This is a genomic window from uncultured Bacteroides sp., from assembly GCF_947632445.1.
In the GTDB taxonomy this organism is placed as follows: domain Bacteria; phylum Bacteroidota; class Bacteroidia; order Bacteroidales; family Bacteroidaceae; genus Bacteroides.
Genome location: NZ_CANRPM010000134.1, coordinates 1 through 2735, shown reverse-complemented (window position 1 = coordinate 2735; position 2735 = coordinate 1). Strand labels below are relative to the sequence as shown.

Annotated in this window: 5 protein-coding genes; all 5 read right to left on the bottom strand. The window is 53.6% G+C overall.

Annotated features, from left to right (window positions below; all coding sequences use genetic code 11):
- The coding region (locus tag Q0Z70_RS13465; protein WP_298075315.1) for a TraL conjugative transposon family protein at nt 1–242 on the bottom strand (242 nt) is incomplete at its 3' end.
- Nucleotides 243–248: 6 nt separating this feature from the next.
- Entirely contained in the window at nt 249–872 is a 624-nt protein-coding gene (traK, locus tag Q0Z70_RS13460) for a conjugative transposon protein TraK (RefSeq protein ID WP_004308925.1), read from the bottom strand.
- Nucleotides 873–903: 31 nt separating this feature from the next.
- Nucleotides 904–1908, bottom strand: a complete 1005-nt coding sequence (traJ, locus tag Q0Z70_RS13455; RefSeq protein ID WP_298074101.1) for a conjugative transposon protein TraJ — start codon at nt 1906–1908, stop codon at nt 904–906.
- A gap of 3 nt (nt 1909–1911) precedes the next feature.
- Nucleotides 1912–2541, bottom strand: a complete 630-nt coding sequence (locus Q0Z70_RS13450; RefSeq protein WP_298075312.1) for a DUF4141 domain-containing protein — start codon at nt 2539–2541, stop codon at nt 1912–1914.
- Nucleotides 2542–2571: 30 nt separating this feature from the next.
- Nucleotides 2572–2735: DUF3876 domain-containing protein (locus Q0Z70_RS13445; RefSeq protein WP_298075317.1), on the bottom strand; the 164-nt coding region annotated here is incomplete at its 5' end.

The window sequence follows — 2735 nt, the reverse complement described above, 5'->3', positions numbered from 1 at the left end:
TCCACCTGTCCGGCATGTTCTTTCACCATCCGGCTGCCGTCATTCCTGCCGATGTCATAGACGGCTTTTCCGAAGGTGTAGAGGGCAAGCACTGCGAAGGCGGCAAGCATCGTCAGCACGATTCGCTTGTGGATTTTCGGAGGCAAGCCGTCCAGATACCCTTTAAGCCGTTCCTTTAACTGTTTCCGTTTGTCATGAAGGCTCCAATACGCATTCCAAAACGATTTTCTGATTTTCTTCATGTCTGTTTACCGTTTGATGGTTTGTAAATCCTTATTCTCGATGATGGTGAATCCCTCGATGGTGAAACCGTTGGGATTGTCGTCCGAACGGGACGAGTTCAAGAGGCGGCACGTGGTCACGAGGCTGCGCTCGGTGACGTTGCTTTGCCGGATGATCTTCTGCGTGGCGTAGGTCACGGCACGGTAGGGATAGCCGTTGAAGTCGCACACCACGCTGTCCACCTTCAGCACTTGGTTGATGTTCCCGGCGATGATACGGTTGTAGTATCCCTTCTCGGCGAAATCTGAATAGTAGTTATACACACTTTTGTCCGCCAGTAGCAGGGCGCGTTTCACGTTATGCTCTATCGCACTTTTCTCGGGCGAGAGCGTGAAGAACAGCTCGTGAAAGCGGCGCACATGCTCCCTTGCCTCCGCAGGACGGTTCTGCGACAGGTCCTGCGAGAGAGCCAGCATCAGCGACTTGCCGTTGTCCAGCACATAGATTTTCTCCCGTTGCCGCTCCGCGAAGCGATAGGAACTCCACACGCTCCATACCGTTATCACGGCGCACAGCGAGAGGAAGACGATACCGAACAGGCGTATCTGCCTGAACGATGATTCGATGTTTTTGAGTGACTTAAATTCCATTGTTGTTTATTCGTTTTTAATTGTCAGTTGATTATTTCAGCAGTTTCCCGGCACGTCCGACCATGTTGCCTGCGGCTGCACCCGCCACGCTGCCCGCCATGCTTCCGGCTCGTCCTGCCGTCTGGTTCACGTTGCGACCGTAGCTTCCCATGCCTCCGGCTTGGATAATCCAGCCCGCCACCGTGGGAATGGTGAAGTAGCCGATGATGCCGATTATCATGAAGACGATATACACCCCGTCGCTCGAATCCAGCGAGAAGTTCGGGTCAGCCTGCATACGTTCGATGTCGCTTTGCAGCATCAGCACTTGGATTTTCGCCAGTATGGTGCTGAACATATCCGATACGGGCAGCCACAGATAGACCTGTATGTAGCGGCATATCCATTGTGTGAGCGTGCTTTGGAAGCCGTCCCACACCGATATGGCGAAGGCTATCGGACCGAGTATCGCCAGCACCACGAGGAAGAACGTGCGGATGGTGTCTATCACGAGGGCGGCGGCTTGGAACATCAGTTCCAGTATTTCGCGGAAGAAGTCGCGGATGCCCTTCTTCATGTTATACATCCCGCGCTCGATGTACATTCCCGCCATCGTCACCATGTCGCCGGGCGACCAGCCCAGTTCCTCCAATTGTTTGTCAAACTCCTCGTTCGACACAAGGTAGGCGGTTTCGGGGTTGCGCATCATCTCTTCGTATTCCAGCTTGTCTTTCTGCTCACGGTATCGGTTCATGTCCAGCGTTTCCGCCTCCAGCATCTTTGCCGTACCCTGCACGACGGGCGACATGATGCTGTTTATCGTGCCTAATACCACCGTTGGAAAGAACATGATGCACAAGCCTATCGCGAACGGGCGCAACATGGGGAACATGTCTATCGGTTCGGCTCTCGCCAGCGATTGCCACACCCGGTAAGCGACGTAGAACAGCGCGCCCAGTCCGGCGATGCCTTTCGCCACGCCCGCCATGTCCCCGCATAGCGGCATCATCTGCTCGTAGAGCGATCGCAGAATCTGGTGAAGGTTGTCGAAATTCATAGGCTACCAGTATCTTTCGTTCATGTTCCCGTACAGCCCCATGATGCGGTCGAGGTCGTTCTTCTTTTTTGCCCGCAGGTAGCTCACGCTGATGTTCTTGTTGGTGTAGTAGCTCACGAGGTTGCGGTAACGCTTCATCTTGGAGTAGCAGCGTTCCACCACATCCATGCGCTCCTTGTCCGTCATGGAGAGCGTGGTGATGTTCACCACGTTCCTCAGTTCCGTCAGCACATCGTTGGATTCCTCCAACAGCTTGGTGTAGCCGAAGGCGATGGCTCCCAGTTCCTCCACCGTGAAGTTGTCGTCACGCATCATCTTCTGGAAGCTGGTCACATAGGTGTCGGTGATGTCACCTACCATCAGGATGGTTTGCTGCACCTTCCGGGCGTCCTTTACCAGATTGTTCACGGATTTGAGCGCGTCGTAATACTTCTTGCCCTGCTCGTAAATCTTCACCGTCTCTTGAAAATTTTTTATCATATTCTGGGCGGTCGTGGAAGTGTGTACCACGTTCTTGGAGGTGTTCACGATGCTCTGCGCGATGTTGGACGGGTCTATTACCGCCCACTGTGCGCTTGCCCTGCCGACAGCAAACAGGCATAGGCAGATGGCTAATGTTATTCTTGTTCTCATGTTACTTTGGATTTTAGTGGATTTCATTATTTATTGCTCGCCTATCGGATGAACCGGTTTCGGGTTCATGCGCACATAGTCCCCGTTGGGCGAGAAGGTCAGGATGTCCGTCGCCTCGTTGTAGGACACGTCGATACGGAATCCGGTGTTCATGAACAGGTTGCCGTTCTCCTCCTGCAAGAGATAGGTTTCCG